Source organism: Altererythrobacter sp. CAU 1644 (genome assembly GCF_029623755.1).
Lineage (GTDB): Bacteria > Pseudomonadota > Alphaproteobacteria > Sphingomonadales > Sphingomonadaceae > Erythrobacter > Erythrobacter arenosus.
In genome coordinates, this window is sequence record NZ_CP121106.1 from 2,867,689 (window position 1) to 2,892,168 (window position 24,480).

The following is a 24,480-nucleotide window of genomic DNA, read 5'->3' on the forward strand; positions in this document are numbered from 1 at the left end:
CCCGAGCCCGTCGACAGGTCAAAGCGCGAGGAACAGCGCCGAAGCAGCTTTGTTAGCCAGATCGCTTAGCGATGGTGTGAGCAAATAGCCGAGCGGCGAAATAATCGCCGTACAGATAAGCAGGATCACCCAATGCCCGGTTTCGCTCTTGCCGGTGACCACGCCCGCCGGTTCGTCGAAGAACATCACCTTCACGAATTTGATGTAATAGAACGCACCGATCACGCTGGCGGCGATCCCGATCGCTCCCAGCACCACCAGCCCTGCCTCTACAGTCGCCTGGAACACCACGAACTTGCTGTAGAACCCAAGCAGCGGCGGGATCCCGGCAAGGCTGAACATCAGCAGCAGGAGGCTCCACGCCAGCAATGGCCGCGTGGTCGAAAGGCCGCTGATGTCTGCAAATGTCTCAAACAGTTTGCCCTCGTCATCGCGCAGCATCAGCAGGGCGACAAAGCTACCGAGCGACATGGCGACGTAGATGAAGAGATAGACCAGCATGGCGCTCGCCCCGGCTGCGGTTGCTACCGCCAGGCCAAGCAGGATGAAACCGACATTGTTGATCGAGCTATAGGCGAGCAGGCGTTTGAGGTTCTGCTGGCCGATCGCGCCGAGCGCGCCGACCACGATCGAAGCGAGTGCTGCGAAAATCACGATCTGGCGCCAGGCGTCGGACTGGTTGCCGAACACTTCCAGCGCGACCCGTGCGGTCAGCGCCACGGCTGCGACCTTTGGCGCGGTGGCAAAGAACGTCGTGACCGGCGTCGGCGCGCCCTCGTAGACGTCCGGCGTCCACATATGGAACGGCACGGCGGCAATCTTGAACGCGAGGCCCGAGAGTACGAAAATCAGCCCGAACAGCGCTCCGGTACCGAGCTCGCCCGAAAGCGCCGCCGCCACAGCGCTAAAACTGGTCGCTCCGGTGAAGCCATAGAGCAGGCTGATGCCGTAGAGCAGGATGCCCGAGGCCAATCCGCCGAGCACGAAATACTTGAGGCCTGCTTCCGACGACTTGCCGTCGTTCCGCAAGATCGCTGCCAGCACATAGGCCGCGAGGCTGTTGAGCTCGAGCCCGACATAGAGCGTCAGGAAGTCGCTCGCCGACACCATGATGCTCATGCCAAGCGCGGCGAACAGGATCAGGACCGGGTATTCGGCCTTCGTCGCGCCGATGCGGTCAAAGAAGGAAGGTGCAACCATAAGGCAGCCGATGGAGGCGAGATAGATCAGCGCCTTGGCAAAGGCGGCGAATGCATCCGCTCGGAACAGGTCGCCGAATGCGAAGGTGTCCGGCCCCATCAGCCCGTCATGCAGGGTCGGGAAAAGCTGGATCCCGGCGCCGAACAATGCGGCAGCAGCGAGGATCGAGATGAGACGCGCAGCCTTGTCGCCAGCCCATGCGGCCACCAGCAACAGGATCAGTCCGGCGACGCCAAGCGTGATCTCGGGCGCAATTAGCGCGAGGGAGGTTGCGTAGTCCATCAGTGGGCTCCCTCCTCAGCCGCTTCGGCGCCGTGATGCGCCATTTCGTTGGCAATCCTGCCCGTCGGCTCACCAACCAGCAGCTTGCTGTCTCCTTCCGGCGCAGCGCGGGCGATACGCGCATTGAGTGCGGCAATGTCCGCCCGCATTGGCGCAAGGAAGCTTTCAGGGTAGACGCCCATCCACAGCACTGCCGCGGCGATCGGCGCAAGCATCGCCCACTCGCGGGCGGTGAGATCAGGCATGGCTGCTGCGTCGGCGTTCTTCTGCTCGCCAAAGGCTACGCGGCGATAGAGATAGAGCATGTAGGCGGCGCCCAAGATGATACCGGTGGTGCAGACGAAGGTCACAAGCGTCGAGACCTGGTAGATTCCGGCGAGTGCGAGGAATTCGCCGATGAAGTTGCTCGTACCCGGCAGGCCGACGCTGGCCATGGTGAAGAGCATGAAGAACAATGCATATCTGGGCATGTTGATCGAGAGGCCGCCGTAACGATCGATCTCGCGCGTATGAAGCCGATCGTAGATTACGCCAACGCACAGGAACAGCGCGCCCGACACGAGGCCGTGGCCGAGCATGACCATCATCGCGCCTTCGAGGCCCTGCACGTTGAACGCGAACAGGCCGACCGTCACGATCGCCATATGCGCGACCGAGGAATAGGCGATGAGCTTCTTCATGTCGTGCTGGACCAGCGCGATGAGGCTGGTCGCCACCACCGCGATCATCGACAGGATGAAAACGAGCCAGGCGAACTGCTCGCTCGCTTCGGGGAACATCGGTAGGCTGAAGCGGATGAAACCGTAGCCACCCATCTTGAGGAGCACGCCGGCGAGGATCACCGAACCTGCGGTGGGCGCCTGGACGTGCGCATCGGGCAGCCAGGTGTGGACGGGCCACATCGGCATCTTCACCGCAAAGCTGGCAAAGAAGGCCAGCCACAGCCAGGTCTGCGCCTCGGGCGCGAAGTCGTATTGCATCAGCGTCGGGATGTCAGTCGTGCCCGCAGTTCCAACCATCCAGAACATTGCGATCAACATCAGGACCGAGCCGAGCAGCGTGTAGAGGAAGAACTTATACGAGGCGTAGATTCGGTTATCGCCGCCCCACACACCGATGATAAGATACATCGGGATCAGTCCAGCCTCGAAGAAGATGTAGAACAGGAACAGGTCCTGCGCCGCGAACACGCCGATCATGAGCATCTCCATGATCAGGAAGGCTGCCATATATTCGCCGACGCGCTTAGTGATGCTGTCCCAGCTCGCGAGGATGCAGATCGGCATCAGGAAGACGCTGAGAATGATCAGCATCAGCGCAATACCGTCGATACCCAGCGCATAGCTGAAGCCTGCGAAGAGCTCGGCACGCTCGACGAACTGCCACTGCGCACCACCGATTTCGTAATCGGCCCACAGGACGATGCCGAGCGCCAGGTTGGCTAGCGTGGCGATGAGCGCAGTCATGCGTGCCGCACCCGCTTCGAGGAAGAAGCACGCGATGCCCGCTGCCAGCGGGATGAGCAGCATCAGCGAGAGGATCGGAAACCCGTCCATCAGAAAAGAACCCAGGTGATGGCGGCGACCAGGCCAAGCAGCATGATCAACGCGTAACTATAGAGATATCCGGACTGCACCTTCTTCGCGACCAGCGCCCCGCGCTGGACCACTGCGGCAATGCCATTGGGTCCGAAGCGGTCGATCAGGCCGACGTCGCCCCGCTGCCAGAACTGGCGGCCGAGCCAGAAGGCAGGCTTTACGAATATGAGGTTGTAGAGCTCGTCGAAGTACCACTTGTTGTACACGAACTGGTGGACGTAGCGGAACTGCTCGACGAACTTGCCCGGGATCGAGGTGTCCTTGATGTAGGCCCAGTATGCCCCCACCAGGCCGAGCACCATTACGATAAGGGCGGCGTACTTCACCGGACCCGGCACCGCATGCATCGCGTGGATCAGCGGTTCGTTGTAGAAGATCGAACCGCTCCAGAATGCCGCGCTATCGAGGAACGATGGCGCAAAGATCTGGCCCGCCAGAACCGCACCCACTGACAGTACGCCGAGCGGGACCAGCATGGTGAGCGGGCTTTCATGTGGATGATAGCCGCCCGTGGTGTCCTCGCCCGCCTCTTCGGGGGTCTTGTGAACCGTATGCTGGATGTGCTCGCTCTCGATCCAGCGCGGCTTGCCCCAGAAGGTAAGGAACATCAGGCGCCAGCTGTAGAAGCTGGTCAGCAGCGCCGCGAAGACACCCATCCAGAAGGCGAAGGTGGCTACCGTCGTGCCGCGCGCGAAGGCGACTTCGATAATCGCATCCTTCGACCAGAACCCGGCGAAACCAGCGCCAAGGTGGTAGATACCGACCCCTGTGATCGCCAGCGTACCGGCCATCATCGCCCAGAAAGTCAAGGGGATGTGCTTACGCAGGTCGCCGTAATAACGCATGTCCTGCTCGTGGTGCATCGCGTGGATCACCGAACCGGCACCGAGGAACAGCAGCGCCTTGAAGAAGGCGTGCGTGAACAGGTGGAACATGGCCGCGCCATAGGCGCCGACGCCCGCCGCGAAGAACATGTAGCCGAGCTGCGAGCAGGTCGAATAGGCGATGACCCGCTTGATGTCCCACTGCGTCGTGCCGATCGTCGCCGCGAAGATACAGGTCGCGGCTCCGATGAAGGTCACGAAGCCGAGCGCCACCGGTGCAGCCTCGAACATCGGCGACAGGCGGCAAACCATGAACACGCCCGCGGTCACCATGGTCGCGGCGTGGATCAGCGCGGAGACCGGCGTCGGACCTTCCATTGCGTCGGGAAGCCAGGTGTGCAGCCCGAGCTGTGCCGACTTGCCCATCGCGCCGATGAACAGGAGGATACACAGGATATCCATCGTGTGCATGCGGTAGCCGAGGAAGCCGATAGTCGCTCCGGTCATGCCCGGCGCGGCTTCGAGGATCTCGGGGATCGAAGTCGTCTGGAACACCAGGTAGGTGCCGAAGATGCCGAGCATGAAGCCAAGGTCGCCCACGCGGTTGACCACGAAGGCCTTGATCGCAGCGGCATTGGCGCTGGGCTTTTTGAACCAGAAGCCGATCAACAGGTAGCTGGCGAGGCCCACCCCTTCCCATCCGAAGAACATCTGGACGAGGTTGTCGGCGGTCACCAGCATCAGCATGGCGAAGGTGAACAGCGACAGATAGGCGAAGAACCGCGGCTGGTCCGGGTCTTCTTCCATATAGCCCCAACTATAGAGGTGGACGAGCGCGGATACGGTGGTGATCACCACCAGCATCACCGCGGTCAGCGTGTCGATGCGCAGCGCCCAGTCGAAGGTCAGCGTGCCCGACTGCACCCAGGTCATCACCGGGACCACGCCCGCTTCGGCGGTACCCGAAACGAAGCCGAGGAAGATCGGCCAACTCAGGAAACAGCTGATGAACAGCGCGCCCGTCGTGATCGACTTGGCAAAGACGCTCGGCGCGGCCTTGTTGGTCAGTCCCGCAACGATGGCCGCGAGCAGCGGCAGGAAGACGATGAAGAGGATCGATTGCACCGGTGCTTACCCCTTCATCCGGTTGGCATCTTCGACCGCGATGGTGCCGCGGTTACGGAAATAGATCACCAGGATGGCGAGCCCGATCGCAGCCTCTGCGGCAGCGACGGTCAGCACCAGCATGGCAAAGACCTGGCCGACCAGATCGCCCATGAAGGCGCTGAATGCGACAAGATTGATGTTCACGCTCAGCAGGATGAGCTCGATCGCCATCAGGATGACGATCACGTTCTTGCGGTTGAGGAAGATGCCGAGCACGCCAAGCACGAACAGGATCGCGCTGACGACGACGTAGTGTTCGATACCGATCACAGCTCGACCCCCTTGCCGATTTCCGGCTGCTTCATGACGGTCGCATCTTCGGGTCGACGCGAAACCTGCTTCGAGATGTTCTGGTGGCCGCGCGCACCATCGGGGCGGCGGCGATGGGTAAGGACGATCGCGCCGATCATCGCGACGAGCAGGATGATGCCCGCAACTTCGAACAGCAGCACATAGCGGCCATAGAGCAGCAAACCGATGCCTTCGAGATTGCTCTCACCCAGCGGTGCGGCACCCGTGCCGTCGGGTGTCCCCAGCGTGAGATTGCCCGCCTGGTAGGCGCCAATGCCGAATACCAGCTCGGCCAGCAGGACCAGCGCAACCAGGAGGCCGAGCGGGAAATTCTTGATGAAGCTCGCGCGCATTTCCGCGAAATCGATGTCGAGCATCATCACGACGAAGAGGAACAGAACCGCGACTGCGCCGACGTATACGATCACCAGCAGCATCGCGATGAACTCGGCGCCAACCAGCACCATCAGGCCCGCCGCGTTGAAGAAGGCGAGGATGAGCCACAGCACCGAATGGACCGGGTTGCGCGCCGAAATCACCAGCACCGCGCTGGCGATCATCAGCACCGCAAACATGTAGAAGGCTAGCGTCTGGATCATCGCGTCGGCCCCCTATCGATACGGCGCATCGGCTTCAAGGTTAGCGGCAATCGCGCGCTCCCACTTGTCCCCGTTGGCCAGCAGTTTCGCCTTGTCGTAGAGCAGTTCCTCGCGCGTTTCGGTCGCGTATTCGAAGTTCGGCCCCTCGACGATCGCATCCACCGGGCAGGCTTCCTGGCAGAAACCGCAGTAGATGCACTTGGTCATGTCGATGTCGTAGCGCGTGGTTCGGCGGCTGCCGTCCTCGCGCGGTTCGCTCTCGATGGTGATCGCCTGCGCTGGGCAGATCGCCTCGCACAGCTTGCAGGCGATGCAGCGTTCCTCGCCATTGGGATAACGGCGCAGCGCATGCTCGCCGCGGAAACGCGGACTGAGCGGGTTCTTCTCGAACGGATAGTTGATCGTCACCTTGGGCTTGAAGAAATACTTCAGCGTGAGGGCGTGCGCCTTCACGAATTCCCACAGAGTGAAGCTCTTGATGAGCTGGCCGACGGTCATGCGGTCGCTCCAAAGTGGCCGGTGGCCATCAGGTATCCGCTGATGACACAAACGAAGATCAGGCTCATCGGCAGGAAGACCTTCCAGCCAAGCCGCATCAGCTGGTCGTAGCGGTAGCGCGGAACGGTCGCCATGACCCAGCTGAACATGAAGAAGAAGAAAAACGCCTTGAGCAGCAGCCAGACGATGCCCGGCACGTAATACAGCGGCGCCCAGTCGATCGGCGGCAGCCAGCCACCCCAGAACAGCAGCGCATTGAGCATGCACATCAGCAGGATGTTGGCGTATTCACCCAGCCAGAAGAGCGCGAAGCTCATCGAGCTGTATTCGGTCTGGTACCCGGCGACGAGCTCCGATTCCGCTTCGGTCAGGTCGAACGGCACGCGCTGTGTTTCTGCCAGCGAGCTGATGAAGAACACCACCCAAATCGGGAACAGCAGCGGATGCACGACATAGGCGTTGATCACGCCAAGTCCGAAGCCCTCCTGCGCGCGCACGATATCGTTGAGATTGAAGGTGCCGGCGAAAAGAACAACGCAGATCAGGATGAAGCCGATCGAGACTTCATAGCTGATCATCTGCGCAGCGGCGCGCATGGCGGAGAAGAACGGGTACTTCGAGTTCGAAGCCCAGCCCGACATGACCACGCCGTAGACCGAAAGCGAGCTGATCGCGAGGATGTAGAGCAGGCCAACGTTGATGTCCGCCAGCACCGCAGTCGCGCTGAACGGGATCACCGCCCAGGCCGCCAGCGCCACGGTAAACGTGACGATCGGCGCGAGAATGAAGATGCCCTTGTTCGCCGCGCTCGGGATGATCGTTTCCTGCAGGAAGACCTTCAGACCGTCGGCAAAGCTTTGCAGCAGGCCGAAGGGGCCGACCACGTTCGGCCCGCGGCGCAGGTTGATCGCTGCCCAAACCTTGCGGTCGACATAGATGATCATCGCGACCGCGAGCATCAGGGGCAGCGCAATCAGCAGGATCCCGCTGATCGTGGCGGTGAACCACGCCCATTCGTAATTCATGCCGAGGGATTGGAAGAATTCGGTCATGCTGCCGCCTCCTTCAGTTCATCGCCATGAAGGAGTTCAGCCGAACACCGCTGCATTACCGCACTGGCGCGGGCGATCGGATTGGTCAGGTAGAAATCCTTGATCGGATAGGCGTCGATCGTGCCTTCAGCCTTCGCTGAAGCATCGACAGTCGGCAGCGCGCCGTAGTCGGCAAGGCCCTCTTCGCCGAGCGCCGGTACTTCTGCGATCATCGCGTTCTGCAACTCAGCAAAGCTGTCGAAACCGACTTCGACCTTCAGCGCATCTGCCAGCGCGCGCAGGATCGTCCAGTCCTCGCGGGCATCGCCCGGTGCGAAGACTGCCTTCTCGGCAAACTGCACGCGGCCTTCGGTGTTGACGTAGGTCCCGTCCTTCTCGGCATAGCTGGCTGCCGGCAGGATGATGTCCGCCGCATGCGCGCCCTTGTCGCCATGGTGGCCGATATAGACCTTGAGCGCATCGGCGTAGGGTTCGAAATCCATCTCGTCCGCGCCGAGCGCCAGCAGCACCTTGGGCTTGGCCGCCGCGATATCCTTCATGCCGTTCGGCTGTGCGAAACCGAGCATCAGCGAGCCCATGCGTGCGGCCGAGAAATGCAGCGCGTTGAAGCCGTTCCAGTCGCCCTTCACCACGCCGAGCGTGTCCGCCGCCGCCAATCCGGCAGCCACTGCGCCGCGACCCAGCGCCGCACCGCCCATGATGATGGCGGGACGCTCGGCACCCGTGAAAGTATCGACGAGGTCCGAGGGCAGATTCGACAGCACCGACAGATCGCTGCCGAGGAATGTCGCGGGATAGGTCGGCTCCCACTCGGGGCCGATGATATAGACCTTGGCACCGCGTTTGGCAGCCTTGCGCAGGCGGACATTGATCAGCGGCGCTTCCCAACGAATGTGGCTGCCGACGATCAGGATCGCATCAGCAGTCTCGATCCCGGCGAGGGTCGAATTGAAGTTCACCGCTGCTAGGTTCGACGCATCGTAGGTGATGCCGGTCTGCCTCGCTTCGACAAGCGATGAACCGCAAGCCTTGAGCAGCGCCTTGGCTGCAAACATGGTTTCGCAATCGACCATGTCGCCAGCAACGGCTGCTATGCTCGATATGTCGCCCTTGAGAGCCTTGGCAATTTCCTTGAATGCCTCGTCCCAGCTAGAGGGCTTGAGGCCGCCCTTCTTGCGCATGAAGACCTTGTCGAGGCGGCGCTTGGTCAGGCCATCGACCTGGTAGCGCGCCTTGTCGCTGATCCACTCCTCGTTCACGTCGTCGTTGATGCGCGGCAGCGCACGCATGACTTCGCGCCCGCGGCTGTCGAGACGGATGTTGGCACCGATCGCATCTGACACATCGATGCTGTTGGTTTTCTTCAGCTCCCACGGGCGCGCTTCAAAGGCGTACGGCCGCGAAGTCAGGGCTCCAACCGGGCACAAGTCGATCACATTGGCGCTGAGTTCGTGCTCGGCCGCCTGCTCGAGATAGGTCGTGATCTGCATGTCCTCGCCGCGATAGAGCGCGCCGATTTCGTCCACTCCGGCGATCTCCTCGGAGAAACGCACGCACCGGGTGCAGTGGATGCAGCGGGTCATGATCGTCTTGATCAGCGGACCCATATACTTTTCGGTGACGGCGCGCTTGTTCTCGTCATAGCGCGAGCCGCGGCGGCCATAGGCGACAGCCTGGTCCTGCAGATCGCATTCGCCGCCCTGGTCGCAGATCGGGCAATCGAGCGGGTGGTTGATGAGCAGGAATTCCATCACACCTTCGCGCGCGGTCTTCACCATCTCGGTATCGGTGCGAATTTCCTGACCCTCGGTCGCAGGCAGCGCACAACTGGCCTGCGGCTTGGGCGGGCCGGGCTTCACTTCCACCAGACACATCCGGCAGTTACCGGCAATACTTAAGCGTTCGTGGTAGCAGAAGCGCGGGATTTCCTTGCCCGCGAGTTCGCAAGCCTGGAGGACGGTCGCGCCATCCGGAACTTCGATTTCCTGTCCGTCTACGGTGACTTTAGGCATCGTAGGGTCTCAACCTTCCTTCGAACCATAGGCTGCCCGCGACCAAAGCCCGTCGGCTGCGATGGCCCGTATAGATGCGGCAGTGAATTCAATCGTCTGTCCATCAATCAAGCATATCCCCAATACCGGGGCGAGTGCTCTGGCGGCATCACGCTCCTGATCGGATCCGGGCTCAGTACGCAGCAGAGAATCTGCCCCCGCTGCATCTCGATAGACGACACAATCAGCAAAATTGCCAAGTCCTTGAGCAGACTTGAGCGCATCGCCTTGCGAGACAAATGCTCGGCTGGTCAGCTCGCTTGCATCGGCAGCCACCTGAATCGACGATTCATTCTCGGCTAGATACGCCTCTTCCAACAGGAGGGCTCGCAAGCGGTTCTGCGTGAAGTTGAACGCGATCCGCGACATACGCACGTCCGCATTATACTCCTCCATATGGTAACCCATGCAAAACTCGATCGCCTGTTCGACACGCGCCCAGTCGAGATCAACACCGTCGAGATTAGTCGAGATCGGATCGCTGGCACGCAGGTATCGGTCTATCAGCGTACCGCCCATACGATTGTAGGTGCAGCCCGCAACACGCTTGCTGTACCGCGCGGCCAATGCAGGATCGGCGTTCTTCTTGGGCTGCGTGAATATCTTCGAACCAGTTTCCTGGGTAGGCCGCAGGTCACCGTCTGTCGTCCCCTGCAACAACACGAACAATGCAGCAATAATTGGGGTAGCACTCATTCCGCCGCCTCCGCGAATTTGGCGTTGTGTTCGTGGATCCGGCGTTCCAGCTCGGGGCGGAAGTGGCGGATGAGGCCCTGGATCGGCCATGCCGCCGCGTCGCCGAGCGCGCAGATGGTGTGACCTTCGACCTGCTTGGTGACCTGCTGCAGCATGTCGATTTCCTCGATCGCCGCATCGCCGGTGCGCAGGCGTTCCATCATGCGCCACATCCAGCCCGTGCCTTCGCGGCAGGGCGTGCACTGGCCGCAGCTCTCGTGCTTGTAGAAGTAGCTGAGGCGGCTGATCGCGCGGACGATGTCGGTCGACTTGTCCATCACGATGACGCCTGCCGTGCCCAGGCCCGAGCCGAGGTCCTTGAGACCGTCGAAATCCATCGGCGCATCCCAGATCTGCTCGGCCGGAACCAGCGGGACCGAGGAACCGCCCGGAATAACCGCAAGGAGGTTGTCCTTGCCGCCGGTAATGCCGCCGCAGTGCTTCTCGATCAGTTCGCTAAACGGGATCGAGAGCGCTTCTTCCACCACGCAGGGCTTGTTCACATGCCCGCTGATCTGGAAGAGCTTGGTGCCCTTGTTGTTCTCGCGCCCGAAACTGGCGAACCAGCTTGCGCCGCGACGCAGGATCGTGGGGACGACTGCGATGCTCTCGACGTTGTTGACCGTGGTCGGGCAGCCATAGAGTCCCGCACCCGCCGGGAACGGCGGCTTGAGGCGTGGCTGGCCCTTCTTGCCCTCGAGGCTTTCGATCATCGCGGTTTCTTCACCGCAGATGTAAGCGCCCGCGCCGCGGTGCATGAAGACATCGAAATCGTAGCCCGAACCGCTGGCATTCTTGCCGATCAACCCGGCGTCATAGGCTTCGTCGATCGCGGACTGGAGCGTTTCGGCCTCGCGGATGTATTCCCCGCGGATGTAGATATAGGCCGCCCGCGCGCGCATGGCGAAGCCGGCACAGAGCGCGCCTTCGATCAGCTTGTTCGGATCATGCCGGATGATCTCGCGGTCCTTGCAACTGCCGGGCTCGGATTCGTCGGCATTGATGACGAGGAAGCTTGGCCGCCCGTCGCGCGATTCCTTCGGCATGAAGGACCACTTGAGTCCAGTGGGGAAACCTGCCCCGCCCCGCCCGCGCAGGCCGGATTCCTTGATCTCCTCGATGATGTTGTCCTGACCACGCGCGATAAGCGCCTTGGTATCATCCCAATCGCCCCGCTTGCGCGCAGCGTCGAGGCTCCACGGTTGGAAGCCGTAGAGATTGGTGAAAATGCGATCCTTGTCAGCCAGCATCGCCATCTCCTGTGGGAGTCTGGGCAAGAAGCACAACGCCGATGATGAAGAGCCCGATTCCCAAAATCAGAACGCCGTCGCCGAAGTTCATTTCGCCATGAACCATGATCGCGGCACCGAGCATGATGGCAACGCTGCCGATCGCCATGAACTGCCGGGCCATTCCGCGTAGCTTATGCAAACCCATCACCAGTCTCCCCGGTAATCGTGGTTGGCTTCGACCATCTCGGGCAGCGAACTGAGCGCATTGGCCGGTTCGCTGGTGTGACGGCCCGGCTCCTGTGTACCGGTCTTGGGCTGTTTGCCTGCGGCGAGTTCGTCGAGGATTGCATCGAGACGCTCCGGCGTCAGGTCCTCGTAATTGTCGTCGTTGATCTGGACCATCGGCGCGGTGGCGCAATTGCCCATGCATTCGACTTCGGTGAGCGTCCAGAGGCCGTCGTCCGAGATATGGCCCTTCTTCATCCCGCGCTTCTTGCAGGTTTCGAACAGACCGTCCGAGCCGCGCAGCATGCAGGGCGTCGTGCCGCAGACCTGCACGTGGTACTTACCGACCGGCTTCATGTTGTACATGAAGTAAAACGTCGCGACCTCGAGCACGCGGATGACCGGCATGTCGAGATATTTCGCGACATATTCGATCACCGGCAGCGGCAGCCAGCCCTGCGTATCGGTTTCCTCGCCGACCTGCCGTTGCGCGAGATCGAGCAGCGGCATCACCGCCGAGCGCTGGCGGCCTTCGGGGTATTTCGCGATATGCATGTCGGCCGCGGCCTTGTTGGCCTCGGTGAAAGCGAAACTACCCCAGCGCTCGCGCAACTCGGGCGTATCGGGTGCGGGAGTACGGTCAGCCATTAGCGATCACACTCCCCGAACACGACGTCGATGGCGCCGAGGATGGCGGTGGCATCGGGCAGCATATGTCCCTTGCACATCATATCCATTGCCTGGAGGTGGCTGAAAGCAGTCGGGCGGATCTTGCAGCGATAAGGCTTGTTGGTGCCGTCGCTGACCAGATAGACGCCGAACTCGCCCTTTGGGCTTTCGGTAGCGACGTAGACCTCGCCCGCCGGAACGTGAAAGCCTTCGGTATAAAGCTTGAAGTGGTGGATCAGGGCTTCCATCGACTGCTTCATCTCGCCGCGCTTGGGCGGTGAAACCTTCCCGTCAGTGCTCGCGACCGGGCCCGAGGGCATCTCGGCGAGGCACTGCTTGATAATCTTCACGCTTTCGTAAACTTCCTTCACGCGCACCACAAAGCGGTCGTAGCAGTCCGAATTGGTGCCGACGGGAATGTCGAACTCCATCCGGTCATAGACGTCATAGGGCTGCGACTTGCGCAGGTCCCACGGAATGCCGGCGGCACGGATCATCGGGCCAGAGAAGCCCCAGGCCACCGCATCGTCGCGGCTGACCACGGCGATATCGACATTGCGCTGCTTGAAGATGCGGTTGTCGAGCACGAGGCTCATCGCATCGCCGAACAGTTCCGGCAGACGCGTGTCGAGCCACTCGCCGATATCGACCAGCAGCTTCTCGGGCACGTCCTGGTGCACGCCGCCGGGTCGGAACCAGGCCGAATGCATGCGGGCGCCCGAAGCGCGCTCGAAGAAGTTCATACAGTCTTCGCGCAGTTCGAACACCCACAGGTTCGGCGTCATGGCGCCAACGTCCATCACGTGCGCGCCGATATTGAGCATGTGGTTGCAGATGCGAGTCAGCTCGGCGAAAAGCACCCGCAGGTATTGGGCGCGGAGCGGCACTTCGAGATTGAGCAGCTTCTCGATCGCGAGGACATAGCTGTGCTCCATGCACAGCGGGCTGCAATAGTCGAGCCGGTCGAAATAGGGCAGTGCCTGCAGATAGGTCTTGTGCTCGATCAGCTTCTCGGTGCCGCGATGGAGCAGGCCGACATGTGGATCGATCCGTTCGATGATCTCGCCGTCGAGTTCCATGACCATGCGCAACACGCCGTGCGCCGCGGGGTGCTGCGGCCCGAAGTTGATCGTGTAGTTGGTGATGACTTCATCGCCGGTGGTGGGCGACTCTTCGAGCTGCATGCTCATGCGTCGTCCTCCTTGTTCTCGGGTTCAGTCGCGGCCGACGTGTCCTTGGCTCCTCCCTCGCGTTCGGGGCGGTCGGGCCGATCCTCGGTCGGCTCGGGCGCGTCGGCCTCGACGTCGGTTTCTTCCTCGGCTGGTGCTTCGGCGCTGACTTTTTCTGCTGCCTTCGCGTCCGTCTTCGCGCCCGCTCCGGTTTGCGCGGGGCTTTCGGTGGTCTTGGGTTCGTCGACCGGCGGTGTCGCTGCCTTCTCGTCACCAGGGAGCACGTAGTCGGCGCCTTCCCACGGGCTGAGGAAATCGAACTGGCGCAGGTCCTGCGCGAGCTCGACCGGCTCGTAAACCACGCGCTTCTCGTCTTCCGAATAGCGCAGCTCGAAATAGCCGGTCAGCGGGAAGTCCTTGCGGAAGGGGTGACCCTCAAAACCGTAGTCAGTGAGGATCCGCCGCAGGTCCGGATTGCCGGCGAACTTGACCCCGTAAAGGTCGAACACCTCGCGCTCGAGCCAACCCGCATTGGGCCACAAGGTGGTGATGGTCGGGACCGGCGTGTTCTCGTCGGTCGAGACCTTGACCATCACGCGGTGGTTCCTGGTCAGCGACAACAGCATGTAGACGACTTCGAACCGCTCGGCCTGATCAGGGTAATCGACCCCGGCGATTTCCATCATCTGCTGATAGGCGTGGTCGTCTCGGAGAATGCGCAGCGCATCTTCGATTGCGTCGCGCTGGACCGTGATGACGATCTCGCCATGCTCTTCCTTGGCAGCAATGACGCGGTCACCCAACGCCTTGGCAAGCGTGTCGAGCACGCCTTCGTTGGAAGCGATCTTGGGGGCGGAATGAAGGACTGCCATATCAGCGCTCGATCGTTCCTTCGCGGCGGATTTTCCGCTGCAGCTGCATCACGCCGTACAGCAGCGCTTCTGCGGTCGGAGGACAGCCCGGCACGTAAATGTCTACCGGCACGATCCGGTCGCAGCCGCGCACGACGGAATAGCTGTAGTGATAATAGCCGCCGCCATTGGCGCAGCTTCCCATCGAGATAACGTATTTCGGCTCCGACATCTGGTCGTAAACCTTGCGCAGCGCCGGGGCCATCTTGTTGCACAGCGTACCGGCGACGATCATCACGTCCGACTGGCGCGGGCTGGCGCGCGGGGCGACACCGAAGCGCTCCATGTCATAACGCGGCATGTTTACATGGATCATCTCGACCGCGCAGCAGGCGAGGCCGAAGGTCATCCACCACAGCGAGCCGGTACGGGCCCACTGGAACAGCTCCTCGGTCGAGGTGACGAGGAAGCCTTTGTCGTTCACTTCGGTCTGAAGTGCGCTGAAATAGTCCGCGTCGGGATGGCGGGTTTCGCCGGCCTGCGCCGCGGCGGGCAAGGCGTTAGGAGGAGTAACCAGAGTGCTCATTCCCAATCCAGTGCCCCCACTTTCCAGGCATATGCGAGGCCAATGGCCAGCTCGCCGAGGAATATCATCATCGTGGTCCAGCCGGTCCATCCGGTTAGATCAAGGCTCACCGCCCAGGGAAACAGGAAGGCCGCTTCGAGGTCGAAGATGATGAAGAGGATTGCGACCAGATAGAATCGCACGTCGAACTGGCTGCGCGGTTCCTCGAAAGCGGGAAAGCCGCATTCATATTCGCTGAGCTTTTCCGCATCGGGCTTGTGCGATCCTGTGAGGTACGAAACGCCCATCGGCAGGAACACGAAGGCAGCAGATAATCCCGCTGCAATGATGAGGAAGATCAGGATCGGCAGGTATTGGCTGAGATCGATCACGAATTCATCCTAGGGGGTGAGAATCTGCCGGTGCCTCTAGGCCCCTCGCCCGAGCTTCGCAAGGGCGGGAATCGTGTAATCCCTGCACCTTCCGGTGCATTGCGGTGGTTCGAAAGGCGCTCAGTCGAGCGAAAGACGCCTGATTTGCGTCGGGAGCGGCGGCTTGTCCTGCGCTGACTGACCCTGGACGTAACGATCCCACTGGCCGTTCCCAACATAGTACAGCGCGCCTTCATGGATCGAACCGTTGAGGGGCTCGGTCCATTCGGGGTTGGCTTGCTCGAGCACGCGATGTCCGACTACGCGCATCCCGTCTTCCGATAACTTGAACGCAGCGATCCGCATGGGGCTGGTGCCGTTCTGCACGACGATGAGTTCGTCGCCATGGCGCCACATGCCATCGACGCCGTCGAGGATCACGGGGATGTCACTTGCGAGGCGCGAAACCTTGCGGGTGGCGAGATCGACGATGGCGATCCCGTAGCGATAATCGCTGACGTAGAGCTTGGTGTTGTCGTCACCGACCGCTAACCCCTGCGGCGACCGGAAAGTGCCGGGTGAGATGAGCGCGCGAAGTTCGTGATCGTCTTTCGTCGCAAAAAAGACCCCTCCAGCCAAGGGATCGCTGGCATAGAGGGTGCTGTTGGCGTCGACGGTAATGTCGGAAGGGTTGGCGCCTTGAGGTGCAGAAATGACCTCTCGCGGATCCTCGCTACGGAATAGACTAACCAAGCCGCTGACGTCATACTTGTCCAGCTCGCCCTTTTCTGACCCATCGATGTTTCCCGAGGCCACCCATAGGCTCTTTCGAAGCGGGTCCCACACCATCCCGCTGACGTTGTCGAGACCGCTTCTGTCGAAATAGAAATTCGTTCCCGATGGATACCATGCTGCCACAGCCTTTACCGTCACGGAGGTCGCGAGGAGCTTGGGTCGAGGATGAACCTGTATCGCCAATTCATCCGGGAACCTGATCACACTTTCGATCAGGCCTGCATCTGCACTGATTACGCCAACAACTTCGCTCCCGGCGATCACTTCTGCCTGTGGAATAAGAAGCGCCTGCGCCGCCGCCGCTCGGTCTTCGCCGATCAGCTTGGGAATTTGCTGCTGCGGAACCTCGCCGAAAACATAGCCACGCTCCTTGAGCCAGCGGAGCGTGTCGAGCAGTTTCTCGGTTTCACCGGCTTCGAGATATGGCTGGAGGAGCCGCAGCCGCACATTCCCGCTGTCGGGAAAATCTTGCGCGAGTTGCTCGAGACCCTCGATATCGCGGATCTGGCCCGTCGCGGCATCCACCGCGCGCCATTCGGCAGTGAGCGGAGCGGACGCAGGCCCGTCGGCCGCCTGCGCGTGAGCGCAAGCCGGCAGTGCCAGCAAGAGCGCGAACGCGAGCGCCCTCATTTCATCATGGTCGCGACGGCTTTCTCCGTGGCCTTGCCATAGGGCGGCTTAAACCCGCCCAGCTTGGCAATGTCGATCTTGGGCTGGTGATACACGGCCCGCGCGTGGCTGAATTCCTTGAAGCCCTCGATCGCATGATAACTCCCCATGCCCGATGGGCCGACCCCGCCGAACGGAAGGTCTTCCATCGAAACGTGGAAGATCACGTCATTGGTCGTCACCCCGCCCGAGATAGTGCGGGTGAGAACCTGCTCCTGCTCGCCCTTGTCCTCGCCGAAGTAATAGAGGCCCAGCGGGCGGTCGTGCTCGTTCACGTAGTCGATTGCCTGATCGATATTCTTGTAGGTCATCACCGGCAGGACAGGCCCGAAAATCTCCTCCTGCATCACCTTCATTTCGTCGGTGGCATTGCGAATGATATTGAGCGGCATCTTGCGCTGGTTGGCGTTCGAGAAATCCTCATTGCCTGGATTGACCTCGATGACTTCGGCGCCTTTCTCACGCGCATCGGCCACGAGGCCTTGCAGGCGCTCGAAATGACGGTCGCTGACGACCGAGGCGTAGTCGTCGTTCTCGAGCAGCGTGGGATACATGTTCGCCACGCCCTGACTCACACCCTGGATCGCTTCGCTCTCCTTGTCCTCGGGTACGTACATGTAATCAGGAGCGAGACAGATCTGCCCGGCGTTCATCATCTTGCCCAGCGCGATGCGCTCGCCCGCCTTGGCGAAATCGGCGCTGCGCCCCATGAAGACAGGGCTCTTGCCACCCAGTTCGAGCGTCACGGGGACCAGATTGGCGGAGGCTGCTTCCATCACGCGCCTGCCGGTCGGCGTCGAGCCGGTAAAGACAAGGTGGTCGAACGGGAGCGAGGAAAATGCGGCCGCCACTTCCGGACCACCCGTGATCACGGCGCATTCGTCGGGCGTGAAATACTCCTCGACCAGTTCCTTCATCAGGAAAGAGGTGCGCTCGGTAAACTCGCTCGGCTTGATCATCGCGCGATTGCCCGCAGCGAAAATCTGCATCAGCGGCGCGAAGGCCAGGTTCACCGGGAAGTTCCACGGGCTGAGAATTCCGATCACCCCCTTGGGCTCGTAACGCAGTTCCGCCTTGGCGCCGAGCAGGCCGAGCGGGAACTGCACCTTCCGCTTTTCGGTCCGCGCCCACTTGTCCATGTGCTTGAGCGCATGCTTGCCCGCACCCACGGTCGCGGCGATGTCCGTGATCATCGACTGTAGCGTGCTGCGGTTGCCGAAATCGGCGCTCATCGTCTTGGCCAGGCTCTCACCATGCTCGCTCAGCAGGGCCATCGCACGCTTGATGCGATCCTTGCGCATCGACATGGGTTCGGGTCGGGATTGCGTGAATGCGTTGCGTTGCAGACGCAGGATACGCTCCATTTCCTGCCGTTGATCGTCAGCCATCACACTCTCCTTGGGTTTCGATTTGCCATCGGTTGTTACGCATGCGGGCGCGGAAAACAAGCATCACGTCATACGAAAGGATAGAGCGTGCGAAATCGTATTCGATTTGCCATTGCCGCACTGCAGCATTAGAGCCGCTCGCGAGCCAACCCCAGAATCCAAGCAGGAAATCTCGATGCCCCAGTTCTCAGAAGCCGATCCGATCGTCATTCTTTCCTATGCTCGCACGCCGATGGGCGGCATGCAGGGCGCGCTTTCCGATGTTTCCGCAACCGATCTTGGCGCGACCGCGGTGAAGGCAGCAGTCGAGCGTTCCGGAATTGCAGGCGAGAAGTTCGACCGCGCCTATATGGGCTGCGTTCTTCCCGCCGGGCTTGGCCAGGCACCGGCGCGCCAGGCCATGGTCAAGGCCGGCCTGCCGAGATCGGTCCAGGCGACAACCGTCAACAAGGTTTGCGGAAGCGGCATGCAGACTGTCATCATGGGTGCCGAAGCGCTTGCCAGTGGTTCGGTCGACTTCGTGGTTGCAGGCGGCATGGAAAGCATGACCAATGCGCCCTACCTGCTCAAGAAGCACCGCTCCGGCGCGCGTATCGGCCACGATACCGCTTACGATCACATGTTCCTCGACGGGTTGGAGGATGCCTATGATGCAGGCCGCGCAATGGGCACTTTCGCGCAAGACACAGCGAACGAATATCAGCTCACGCGCGAGGACATGGACGGCTACTCGATCGAATCGCTGCGCCGCGCCAACGCCGCGATCGAAAGCGGCGCCTTCGCCGACGAGGTCGTGCCTGTCTCCTTCTCGACCCGCGCGGGTGACGTAACCGTCGATACCGACGAGCAGCCTGGAAAGGGCAAGCCGGACAAGATCCCGACGCTCCGGCCCGCCTTCGCCAAGGACGGCACGATCACCGCTGCGACCTCCAGCTCGATATCCGACGGTGCTGCCGCTGTCGTTCTGACCCGCGCCAGCCTGGCCGATGCCAACGGCGCCAAGCCGGTAGCCCGGATTGCCGCCCTCGCCGCGCATGCTCAGGAGCCCAAGGACTTCACCGTGGCCCCCGTCGGCGCGATCAACAAGGTTCTCGACAAGGCCGGATGGACCATCGAGGACGTCGACCTGTGGGAAGTCAACGAGGCCTTCGCCTGCGTCGCCATGTTCGCCATGCGCGACATCGGGATCCCGCACGAGAAGATCAACGTCAACGGCGGTGCGACCGCGCTCGGCCACCCGATTGGCGCCAGCGGTACCCGCATTATCGTCACCTTGCTCAACGCGCTCAAGCAGCAGGGCAAGAAGAAAGGCGTGGCCAGCCTCTGCATCGGCGGTGGCGAAGCAACCGCGATCGCGGTCGAATTGATCGATTGAACAATATTTCGCCATTTTTGGCGACTCGTGTTAGGTCCCCTTCCGGTCCATCGATCGGGAAGGGATTTTTCTTGCGCAATTGGGCGAGTCTCGCTGCAATTATCTGTCTCGCCGCCTGCAATGCGGAGGCAGGGCCCGATGGTCCCGCCGCGGGCGATCCGGGCACCTATACGCGCATGATGCCCGACGGAGTACTCAACACGACGGTGGTCCGGGCTGACGGCACCTACGAGACGTCGCTCGGCAAGACGACGACCCGCGGCAAGGTTCGGACCGAGGGTGACAAGACCTGCTTCACCGCGGAAGCGGAAGGAGCGCAGGAAGCGTGCTGGACAAACGGACCAATACGGCCTGGAGGAACCTTCGAGAGCACAAATGCGTCGGGTGATACCTTCACGATTACCTATTCAAGCGAATTGCCTGCCGAGAAGGCAGCGGGAGCTGAAGCAGCCGAGTAGCGGCATATGACGGGGTCGCATTCTTTCAAAAGGGGAATTGCGATGAAGCAGTGGTTAGGATTGGCATCGGTTCTCGTGCTCGCGGCGTGTTCGCAGGCCGAGGCTCCGGAACCTGAAGACAACATCGCCGACAAGGAAAGCGTCGAGTCCGTGGTGGCCGGCGGTTCTGGCGTCTATGAAGTCGCAACCGAAGATGGCCGGGTCGCGCAGACCGTCATGAGAGACGACGGCACCTATACCGACACCGATCCGGACGGCAATGTCACCGAAACGGGCACATACAAAACCGATGGCGACCGAACCTGCTTCGATCCCGAAGGGGATGATGCCGAATATTGCTTCACCAACGGGCCGCTGGCCGAGGACGGTACCTTCAGTACCACTCGCGATGGCGAAGCTGAGCCTATCACTGTCAAGCGGGTCGGCGACGTGCCGGCTGAATGATTTCGTTGCCGCCCCCCGACATGGGGCGGATTCGAATTGGGTCGCATTCTTGGAAAGGGAACTGCGATGAAGAAATGGATTGCACTGGTATCGATTGCGGCGCTTGCCGCCTGTTCTTAAGCGGAAGCTCCGGTTGAGGAAGCCGCTGAAGAGGTCGCCGAAGCACCTGCCGCCAACGAAGGCCCGGGCACTTTTGAGGTGACCTATGCCGACGGTAGCGTGGGAACTGTCACGACCACCGCTGAAGGGACATTCACCGCGAGCATCGGCGAGGAAACGGGCGCGGGGACGATTACCGAGGCCGACGGCAAGATCTGCTTCGACCCCGAAGGCGATGATCCCGAGCAGCCGACGAACTGCTGGACCAACAGCGAAGTGGGCGAGGACGGCAGCTGGACCTCGACTTCCGACACCGGTGAAGTCGTGACCGTTCGCCGCGCCGAAGAAGCAGCCGCCGAGAGCTAAGGTCCCAGCTGACAGGGTTCGCGCTATTCGAAAGGAATATTTATGAAAAGATGGATTGCACTTGCGAGTGTCGCGGCCCTGGCCGCTTGCAGCGAGGCCGAAGCGCCCGCTCCCGAGCCGACGGAAGAGGTGGTGGAAGTCCCGATGGCGGTCGATGGTGGACCGCTGGCGGGTAGCTACGCTACCACCGATAGCAACGGAGGTAAGGCCGTCTGGACCTTGGCAGAGGACGGGACCTTCACCCTCGCCGCCGATGGGGCGGACCCGGTAACCGGAACCTACTCGAATACGCCGGGTGACGACGGAGCCACCTTCTGCGCCGATCCCGAGGGCGACGACGCAGGCGAAACCTGCTTCGCGATCTCGAACCCGGCCGAAGACGGCACCTGGACCGCTACCGATCCTGACGGCAATGTTCTGACGGTATCGCGTAGCGAGGGCTGAAGACTTCCTTCAGTGGCTAACCGAGAAGGCGGTCCCGTTGGGGCCGCCTTCTTCGCATCAGGGCTCGCCTACGCCCCACAGTCGGTCGGCGGGTACCCATCCAGAGTGCCCGTCCGTGTTGAACTCGCACCACCCCCCGTCGCACTTGCCGAGCATCCCGACAACTCCGGGCTCGGCATTCCATTTCAATTTGGCTGACGCGCTGGGTGCCTCGCGAATCGGCATGAGTCCATCGCCGATCACGATCGCGCTACGCTCCGGGCTGAGCAGGCGGGCGACCACCCAACCTTGCGTCCCGTCAGGATCCTGGATTAACCGCCAACCTTCCCGAACGCGAACCACCTTCACCGGCAGCCCCTTGCGCTTGTACACCCAGTCGATGCGGTAATCCGCGCTGGGGCCGACGCGCATGTTGAGCTCACTGGCCCGGATCGAGGCCCAATAGGGGGTTTCGCGATTTTGCGCAGTCAGCGGAACAGCCAGGAGGGACGCGCAAGAGCATGCAAGGAAGATGGAGAGGTGCTTCATATCTTTGCGATTTATAGCGCCCTCGCCCCACTTCCTTCAAGCGACCATCGTTCGCCGCTTGACCGAGGCCGTGCCTAGGCCCTAGCCCGCTCTCATGGCAGAGACTGCAGCGACGATGCGCAAACCAATCGAGGGCAAACCCAAGGTCGTGGTGACCCGCCACCTGATGCCTGCGGTGGAAGCGCGCATGGTCGAATTGTTCGATACCACGCTCAATGAGGAGGATCGCCCCTTCTCGCGCGACGAACTGATTGCCGCGATGCAAGATACCGATGTGTTGGTCCCTACCGTGACCGACCGCATCGATGCCGAGATGATTGCCCAGGCGGGCGAACGGTTGAAGCTCATCGCCAGTTTCGGCGCGGGGACCGAGCATATCGATCTCAGGGCGGCAGCAGCTCGCAAGATCATGGTCACCAACACGCCAAGCGTATTCACCGATGACACGGCTGACATCGCGATGTGCGGGATCATTGGCGTGCCCCGACGCATTCGGGAAGGCGTGGAACTGGTCCGCCGCGGGCAATGGACTGGATGGGCTCCCTCAAGGATGCTGGGACGCAAACTCGGCGGCAAGGTGCTGGGGATTGTCGGCATGGGCCGGATCGGCCAGGCCGTGGCGCACCGCGCACGCGCCTTTGGCCTCGAGATCGCGTACCACAACCGCAAGCGCCTTCCCGAAGCTGTCGAGCGCATGTTTCACGCACGGCATGTCGAGAGCCTCGACGAATTGCTCGCGCAGGCCGACATCGTGACGCTGCACAGCCCGCTAACCGAGGAAACCCGCGGCATGATCGATGCTCGGAGGTTGGCGCTGATGAAGCCCGGCGCCTCGATCATCAACACGGCGCGCGGCGAACTGATCGACCAGGAAGCGCTGATTGCGGCACTGGAGAGCGGTCACCTACTTGGCGCAGGGCTCGACGTCTATCCCGAAGAGCCGCGAGTCGACCCGCGGTTGATCCGGCACCCCAACGTCATGACCTTGCCCCATATCGGCAGCGCGACCGCCGAAGGCCGCGAGGCATCGGGCGAGAAGGTCATCGCCAATATCCGCTTCTGGATGGACGGGCATCGCCCGCCCGATCAGGTGCTTGAAGGGCTGGTTTAGTCGCCTCCAGCAATTCTGCGGCAATAAGGTTTCGCGCAGACTTGTCCGCCCGTGTGATAATGTCCTAACCCCGCGAAGGTTCGCGCGCCGAAGAGTTCTCGCGCACCGCCGGGAGGATTCGGTAATGAAGCGTTTGGCCGCATGTTTCGTGATGCTGGCGAGCACACCTTTCGCCGTTGCCGCGCAGGAAACCGCAATCGCAACCAATGACAGCGGCGATAGCGCCTGGATCCTCACAGCCTCTGCGCTCGTCCTGATGATGACCCTGCCCGGGCTTGGCCTGTTCTACGGAGGATTGGTCCGCGCCAAGAACGTACTCTCGGTCCTGCTCCAATGCGGCGCGATCGCCGCTTTGGCATCAGTCCTGTGGGTCGTGGTGGGGTACACTCTCGCCTTCGGCCAGGTGTCGGGAGGCTGGCTTGGCGCGGGGAATGCATGGATGCTGATTGATCTCGGCGACCTGCGATTGGGCACTTCGATGCCGGAAAGCACCTTCGTGCTGTTCCAGATGACCTTTGCCATCATCACCCCGGCGTTGATGGTGGGCGCGTGGGTCGACCGCGCCCGTTTCGGCTGGGTGCTTGGCTTCAGCGCGCTCTGGGGGCTCGTGGTCTATGCCCCTGTCGCGCATTGGGTCTGGGGCGGCGGATGGCTCGCAAGTCAGTTCGGAGTGCTCGATTTCGCCGGTGGGATCACAGTTCACACAACGGCAGGGGTCTCGGCGCTGGTCATCGCCTTGCTGCTCGGGAAGCGCGACGGTTTCCCCATCCGCCTGATGCTGCCGCATGCTCCGGTGCTCACCATGATCGGCGCGGCCATGCTGTGGGTCGGCTGGTTCGGTTTCAACGGCGGATCGGCTTTCGCCGCGACCGACGATGCCTCGGCCGCGATCATCAACACGCATGTTGCCGCGAGCTCGGCAGCGCTCGTCTGGTTGCTGGTAGAACGGTTTACTGTCGGCAGGCCGACCAGCATCGGCTGGGCCACCGGCGCTATTGCCGGCCTCGCCACGGTAACTCCTGCCGCCGGGTTCATCTCGCCGGGCGCGGCCATCCTGTTTGGCGCTGCGGCTGGCGTGATCTGTTACGCCGCGATCCAGCTGGTGAAATTCCGCCTCAAGATCGACGATTCGCTCGATGTGTTCGCCGTGCACGGCATCGGCGGGATGCTCGGCACCATGCTGCTCGGCGCGTTCCTGTCGCCCTCTTTCGGCGGTACTGGCTATGCGGAAGGCATGAGCATGGGCACGCAGCTTGGCTCGCAAGCCTTCGCGATCGCGGTCGTCGCCGTCTACAGCGCCATCGCGAGCGCGATCCTCGCCCTGATGGTCAGCCTGCTGTTCCCGATGCGTGTTTCAAAGGACGAGGAGACCGAGGGGCTCGACATCACCAGCCACGGCGAACGCGGCTGGGAAATGGACTGAT

At 61.7% G+C, this 24,480-nt stretch carries 26 protein-coding genes; 7 read left to right on the forward strand and 19 right to left on the reverse strand.

Translation table 11 applies throughout. The annotated features are described in order from the left end of the window. Window positions 1–18 precede the first annotated feature (18 nt). The 18 genes from nuoN to P7228_RS14355 all read right to left on the reverse strand — a co-directional run bounded on the left by nuoN (window position 19) and on the right by P7228_RS14355 (window position 18,231). Window positions 19–1,482, reverse strand: a complete 1,464-nt coding sequence (gene nuoN / locus P7228_RS14270) for an NADH-quinone oxidoreductase subunit NuoN (protein WP_278015898.1) — start codon at window positions 1,480–1,482, stop codon at window positions 19–21. Further along, a complete protein-coding gene (locus tag P7228_RS14275) occupies window positions 1,482–3,038 on the reverse strand; it encodes an NADH-quinone oxidoreductase subunit M (protein WP_278015899.1) in 1,557 nt (518 codons plus the stop codon). The genes nuoN and P7228_RS14275 overlap by 1 nt, the downstream gene beginning before the upstream one ends. Continuing rightward, window positions 3,038–5,029, reverse strand: a complete 1,992-nt coding sequence (nuoL, locus tag P7228_RS14280; RefSeq protein WP_278015900.1) for an NADH-quinone oxidoreductase subunit L — start codon at window positions 5,027–5,029, stop codon at window positions 3,038–3,040. Before nuoL ends, P7228_RS14275 begins: the two co-directional genes overlap by 1 nt. 6 nt (window positions 5,030–5,035) lie before the next feature. Beyond that, window positions 5,036–5,341 carry an NADH-quinone oxidoreductase subunit NuoK gene (nuoK, locus tag P7228_RS14285; RefSeq protein ID WP_278015901.1) on the reverse strand — a complete coding sequence of 102 codons (306 nt, stop codon included), beginning with the start codon at window positions 5,339–5,341 and terminating at the stop codon, window positions 5,036–5,038. Next, complete coding sequence (locus tag P7228_RS14290; protein ID WP_278015902.1) at window positions 5,338–5,961, reverse strand: NADH-quinone oxidoreductase subunit J; 624 nt, start codon at window positions 5,959–5,961, stop codon at window positions 5,338–5,340. The genes nuoK and P7228_RS14290 overlap by 4 nt, the downstream gene beginning before the upstream one ends. Before the next feature lie 12 nt (window positions 5,962–5,973). Further along, window positions 5,974–6,459, reverse strand: a complete 486-nt coding sequence (gene nuoI, locus P7228_RS14295; RefSeq protein ID WP_061924172.1) for an NADH-quinone oxidoreductase subunit NuoI — start codon at window positions 6,457–6,459, stop codon at window positions 5,974–5,976. Further along, window positions 6,456–7,511 (reverse strand): NADH-quinone oxidoreductase subunit NuoH, encoded by a 1,056-nt coding sequence (nuoH, locus tag P7228_RS14300; RefSeq protein WP_278015903.1) that lies wholly within the window; start codon window positions 7,509–7,511, stop codon window positions 6,456–6,458. Before nuoH ends, nuoI begins: the two co-directional genes overlap by 4 nt. Beyond that, a complete protein-coding gene (gene nuoG / locus P7228_RS14305) occupies window positions 7,508–9,523 on the reverse strand; it encodes an NADH-quinone oxidoreductase subunit NuoG (RefSeq protein ID WP_278015904.1) in 2,016 nt (671 codons plus the stop codon). The genes nuoH and nuoG overlap by 4 nt, the downstream gene beginning before the upstream one ends. 9 nt (window positions 9,524–9,532) lie before the next feature. Next, window positions 9,533–10,258, reverse strand: coding sequence for a hypothetical protein (locus P7228_RS14310; RefSeq protein ID WP_278015905.1), 726 nt, complete (start codon window positions 10,256–10,258; stop codon window positions 9,533–9,535). Further along, window positions 10,255–11,547: an NADH-quinone oxidoreductase subunit NuoF gene (nuoF, locus tag P7228_RS14315; RefSeq protein ID WP_278015906.1), complete on the reverse strand. Its 1,293-nt coding sequence runs from the start codon at window positions 11,545–11,547 to the stop codon at window positions 10,255–10,257. Before nuoF ends, P7228_RS14310 begins: the two co-directional genes overlap by 4 nt. After that, on the reverse strand, window positions 11,537–11,734 hold the full coding sequence (locus P7228_RS14320; RefSeq protein ID WP_278015907.1) for a hypothetical protein: 198 nt from the start codon (window positions 11,732–11,734) through the stop codon (window positions 11,537–11,539). Before P7228_RS14320 ends, nuoF begins: the two co-directional genes overlap by 11 nt. Then, entirely contained in the window at window positions 11,734–12,402 is a 669-nt protein-coding gene (nuoE, locus tag P7228_RS14325; protein ID WP_278015908.1) for an NADH-quinone oxidoreductase subunit NuoE, read from the reverse strand. The genes P7228_RS14320 and nuoE overlap by 1 nt, the downstream gene beginning before the upstream one ends. Then, window positions 12,402–13,613 carry an NADH-quinone oxidoreductase subunit D gene (locus tag P7228_RS14330; RefSeq protein WP_278015909.1) on the reverse strand — a complete coding sequence of 404 codons (1,212 nt, stop codon included), beginning with the start codon at window positions 13,611–13,613 and terminating at the stop codon, window positions 12,402–12,404. The genes nuoE and P7228_RS14330 overlap by 1 nt, the downstream gene beginning before the upstream one ends. Then, window positions 13,610–14,464 (reverse strand): NADH-quinone oxidoreductase subunit C, encoded by an 855-nt coding sequence (locus P7228_RS14335; RefSeq protein ID WP_278015910.1) that lies wholly within the window; start codon window positions 14,462–14,464, stop codon window positions 13,610–13,612. Before P7228_RS14335 ends, P7228_RS14330 begins: the two co-directional genes overlap by 4 nt. 1 nt (window position 14,465) lies before the next feature. Further along, complete coding sequence (locus P7228_RS14340; protein ID WP_278015911.1) at window positions 14,466–15,029, reverse strand: NuoB/complex I 20 kDa subunit family protein; 564 nt, start codon at window positions 15,027–15,029, stop codon at window positions 14,466–14,468. Next, window positions 15,026–15,400 carry an NADH-quinone oxidoreductase subunit A gene (locus P7228_RS14345; RefSeq protein WP_278015912.1) on the reverse strand — a complete coding sequence of 125 codons (375 nt, stop codon included), beginning with the start codon at window positions 15,398–15,400 and terminating at the stop codon, window positions 15,026–15,028. Before P7228_RS14345 ends, P7228_RS14340 begins: the two co-directional genes overlap by 4 nt. Window positions 15,401–15,520: 120 nt before the next feature. After that, window positions 15,521–16,804 carry a YncE family protein gene (locus P7228_RS14350; protein ID WP_278015913.1) on the reverse strand — a complete coding sequence of 428 codons (1,284 nt, stop codon included), beginning with the start codon at window positions 16,802–16,804 and terminating at the stop codon, window positions 15,521–15,523. After that, entirely contained in the window at window positions 16,801–18,231 is a 1,431-nt protein-coding gene (locus tag P7228_RS14355) for a coniferyl aldehyde dehydrogenase (RefSeq protein ID WP_278015914.1), read from the reverse strand. Before P7228_RS14355 ends, P7228_RS14350 begins: the two co-directional genes overlap by 4 nt. Before the next feature lie 175 nt (window positions 18,232–18,406). Here P7228_RS14355 and P7228_RS14360 point away from each other — a divergent pair, with 175 nt between their 5' ends. The 5 genes from P7228_RS14360 (at window position 18,407) to P7228_RS14380 (ending at window position 21,417) form a co-directional block, all read left to right on the forward strand. Continuing rightward, window positions 18,407–19,606: an acetyl-CoA C-acyltransferase gene (locus P7228_RS14360; protein ID WP_278015915.1), complete on the forward strand. Its 1,200-nt coding sequence runs from the start codon at window positions 18,407–18,409 to the stop codon at window positions 19,604–19,606. 71 nt (window positions 19,607–19,677) lie between these two features. Further along, on the forward strand, window positions 19,678–20,064 hold the full coding sequence (locus P7228_RS14365; RefSeq protein WP_278015916.1) for a hypothetical protein: 387 nt from the start codon (window positions 19,678–19,680) through the stop codon (window positions 20,062–20,064). A gap of 42 nt (window positions 20,065–20,106) precedes the next feature. Beyond that, window positions 20,107–20,508, forward strand: a complete 402-nt coding sequence (locus tag P7228_RS14370; protein ID WP_278015917.1) for a hypothetical protein — start codon at window positions 20,107–20,109, stop codon at window positions 20,506–20,508. 198 nt (window positions 20,509–20,706) lie between these two features. Then, the gene (locus P7228_RS14375) at window positions 20,707–20,973 is read left to right on the forward strand and encodes a hypothetical protein (RefSeq protein WP_278015918.1); all 267 of its coding nucleotides are present in this window, start codon (window positions 20,707–20,709) and stop codon (window positions 20,971–20,973) included. Between the two features lie 42 nt (window positions 20,974–21,015). Then, window positions 21,016–21,417: a hypothetical protein gene (locus P7228_RS14380; protein WP_278015919.1), complete on the forward strand. Its 402-nt coding sequence runs from the start codon at window positions 21,016–21,018 to the stop codon at window positions 21,415–21,417. Window positions 21,418–21,474: 57 nt separating this feature from the next. Here P7228_RS14380 and P7228_RS14385 read toward each other — a convergent pair whose 3' ends face one another. Then, a complete protein-coding gene (locus P7228_RS14385; RefSeq protein WP_347402845.1) occupies window positions 21,475–21,828 on the reverse strand; it encodes an SH3 domain-containing protein in 354 nt (117 codons plus the stop codon). A gap of 211 nt (window positions 21,829–22,039) precedes the next feature. Between P7228_RS14385 and P7228_RS14390 the strand changes: the two genes are divergently transcribed. Both P7228_RS14390 and P7228_RS14395 read left to right on the forward strand, forming a co-directional pair. Further along, window positions 22,040–23,056: a 2-hydroxyacid dehydrogenase gene (locus tag P7228_RS14390; protein WP_278015921.1), complete on the forward strand. Its 1,017-nt coding sequence runs from the start codon at window positions 22,040–22,042 to the stop codon at window positions 23,054–23,056. Window positions 23,057–23,180: 124 nt separating this feature from the next. Continuing rightward, window positions 23,181–24,479 (forward strand): ammonium transporter, encoded by a 1,299-nt coding sequence (locus P7228_RS14395; protein ID WP_430732479.1) that lies wholly within the window; start codon window positions 23,181–23,183, stop codon window positions 24,477–24,479. Window position 24,480: the final 1 nt, after the last annotated feature.

Bases quoted from the DNA above. Each gene is read 5' to 3' on its own strand.
- nuoE (WP_278015908.1), bottom strand. From the start codon at position 12,402: ATGGCTGACCGTACTCCCGCACCCGATACGCCCGAGTTGCGCGAGCGC.
- P7228_RS14330 (WP_278015909.1), bottom strand. From the start codon at position 13,613: ATGAGCATGCAGCTCGAAGAGTCGCCCACCACCGGCGATGAAGTCATC.
- P7228_RS14385 (WP_347402845.1), bottom strand. From the start codon at position 21,828: ATGCGCGTCGGCCCCAGCGCGGATTACCGCATCGACTGGGTGTACAAG.
- nuoF (WP_278015906.1), bottom strand. From the start codon at position 11,547: ATGCTGGCTGACAAGGATCGCATTTTCACCAATCTCTACGGCTTCCAA.
- P7228_RS14360 (WP_278015915.1), top strand. From the start codon at position 18,407: ATGCCCCAGTTCTCAGAAGCCGATCCGATCGTCATTCTTTCCTATGCT.
- P7228_RS14310 (WP_278015905.1), bottom strand. From the start codon at position 10,258: ATGAGTGCTACCCCAATTATTGCTGCATTGTTCGTGTTGTTGCAGGGG.
- P7228_RS14290 (WP_278015902.1), bottom strand. From the start codon at position 5,961: ATGATCCAGACGCTAGCCTTCTACATGTTTGCGGTGCTGATGATCGCC.
- P7228_RS14390 (WP_278015921.1), top strand. From the start codon at position 22,040: ATGGCAGAGACTGCAGCGACGATGCGCAAACCAATCGAGGGCAAACCC.
- P7228_RS14355 (WP_278015914.1), bottom strand. From the start codon at position 18,231: ATGGCTGACGATCAACGGCAGGAAATGGAGCGTATCCTGCGTCTGCAA.
- P7228_RS14370 (WP_278015917.1), top strand. From the start codon at position 20,107: ATGAAGCAGTGGTTAGGATTGGCATCGGTTCTCGTGCTCGCGGCGTGT.
- P7228_RS14335 (WP_278015910.1), bottom strand. From the start codon at position 14,464: ATGGCAGTCCTTCATTCCGCCCCCAAGATCGCTTCCAACGAAGGCGTG.
- P7228_RS14275 (WP_278015899.1), bottom strand. From the start codon at position 3,038: ATGGACGGGTTTCCGATCCTCTCGCTGATGCTGCTCATCCCGCTGGCA.
- nuoI (WP_061924172.1), bottom strand. From the start codon at position 6,459: ATGACCGTCGGCCAGCTCATCAAGAGCTTCACTCTGTGGGAATTCGTG.
- P7228_RS14380 (WP_278015919.1), top strand. From the start codon at position 21,016: ATGAAAAGATGGATTGCACTTGCGAGTGTCGCGGCCCTGGCCGCTTGC.
- nuoN (WP_278015898.1), bottom strand. From the start codon at position 1,482: ATGGACTACGCAACCTCCCTCGCGCTAATTGCGCCCGAGATCACGCTT.
- P7228_RS14340 (WP_278015911.1), bottom strand. From the start codon at position 15,029: ATGAGCACTCTGGTTACTCCTCCTAACGCCTTGCCCGCCGCGGCGCAG.
- P7228_RS14350 (WP_278015913.1), bottom strand. From the start codon at position 16,804: ATGAGGGCGCTCGCGTTCGCGCTCTTGCTGGCACTGCCGGCTTGCGCT.
- nuoH (WP_278015903.1), bottom strand. From the start codon at position 7,511: ATGACCGAATTCTTCCAATCCCTCGGCATGAATTACGAATGGGCGTGG.
- nuoG (WP_278015904.1), bottom strand. From the start codon at position 9,523: ATGCCTAAAGTCACCGTAGACGGACAGGAAATCGAAGTTCCGGATGGC.
- P7228_RS14320 (WP_278015907.1), bottom strand. From the start codon at position 11,734: ATGGGTTTGCATAAGCTACGCGGAATGGCCCGGCAGTTCATGGCGATC.
- P7228_RS14395 (WP_430732479.1), top strand. From the start codon at position 23,181: ATGAAGCGTTTGGCCGCATGTTTCGTGATGCTGGCGAGCACACCTTTC.